The organism is Exiguobacterium sp. s189 (assembly GCF_018617615.1).
GTDB classification, from domain to species: Bacteria; Bacillota; Bacilli; order Exiguobacteriales; family Exiguobacteriaceae; genus Exiguobacterium; species Exiguobacterium aestuarii_A.
This window is the reverse complement of sequence record NZ_JACSKM010000028.1, coordinates 1-768: the sequence shown is the minus strand read 5'-3', so window position 1 is coordinate 768 and position 768 is coordinate 1. Positions and strand designations below refer to the sequence as shown.

At 50.4% G+C, this 768-nt stretch carries 6 tRNA genes and 1 rRNA gene; all 7 read left to right on the top strand.

The features are described from left to right. Positions 1 to 88: ribosomal RNA gene (gene rrf, locus KNO99_RS15280) — 5S ribosomal RNA — on the top strand; the annotation flags it as partial. An 8-nt stretch (positions 89 to 96) separates the two neighbouring features. Next, positions 97 to 172, top strand: a tRNA-Val gene (locus tag KNO99_RS15275). A gap of 9 nt (positions 173 to 181) precedes the next feature. Beyond that, positions 182 to 257, top strand: a tRNA-Thr gene (locus tag KNO99_RS15270). Positions 258 to 298: 41 nt separating this feature from the next. After that, a tRNA-Leu gene (locus KNO99_RS15265) sits at positions 299 to 385 on the top strand. A 31-nt stretch (positions 386 to 416) separates the two neighbouring features. Next, positions 417 to 493 (top strand) — tRNA-Arg (locus tag KNO99_RS15260). Positions 494 to 499: 6 nt separating this feature from the next. After that, a tRNA-Pro gene (locus KNO99_RS15255) sits at positions 500 to 576 on the top strand. Between the two features lie 15 nt (positions 577 to 591). Then, a tRNA-Ala gene (locus KNO99_RS15250) sits at positions 592 to 667 on the top strand. Positions 668 to 768 lie beyond the last annotated feature (101 nt).

Below are 768 nucleotides of genomic sequence, written 5' to 3'. Positions count from 1 at the left end.
CGTTCCCATGCCGAACACGGAAGTTAAGCGTCTCAGCGCCGAAAGTAGTTGGGGGATCTCCCCCTGTGAGGATAGGACGTTGCCAGGCTACATATTGGAGGATTAGCTCAGCTGGGAGAGCACCTGCCTTACAAGCAGGGGGTCGGCGGTTCGATCCCGTCATCCTCCACCATTTACACCTGCCGGTGTAGCTCAGTTGGTAGAGCATCTGACTTGTAATCAGAGGGTCGAGGGTTCGAATCCTTTCGCCGGCACCATTTGATCTTTTTAAAAAGTCTACCGCTAGAAATTATACCTTGCCGGGGTGGCGGAATTGGTAGACGCACAGGACTTAAAATCCTGCGAGGGTTTCCTCGTGCCGGTTCAAGTCCGGCCCTCGGTACCATTAATATTTTCCCATGATGATTATTCGTCTCGCACCCTTAGCTCAGCTGGATAGAGCGTTAGACTACGAATCTAAAGGCCGGGAGTTCGAATCTCTCAGGGTGCACCATTTTTACGGGAAGTAGCTCAGCTTGGTAGAGCACTTGGTTTGGGACCAAGGGGTCGCAGGTTCGAATCCTGTCTTCCCGACCATCATCACTTTTATATGGGGCCTTAGCTCAGCTGGGAGAGCGCCTGCCTTGCACGCAGGAGGTCAGCGGTTCGATCCCGCTAGGCTCCACCAATTTTATTTTTTACAGACGAACTTTGAAAACTGAACGATGAGGCAAAAATAAGTTTTACAATTTTTTGAATGAAGCGCAAGCTTCGTCAATTTAAGAGCTA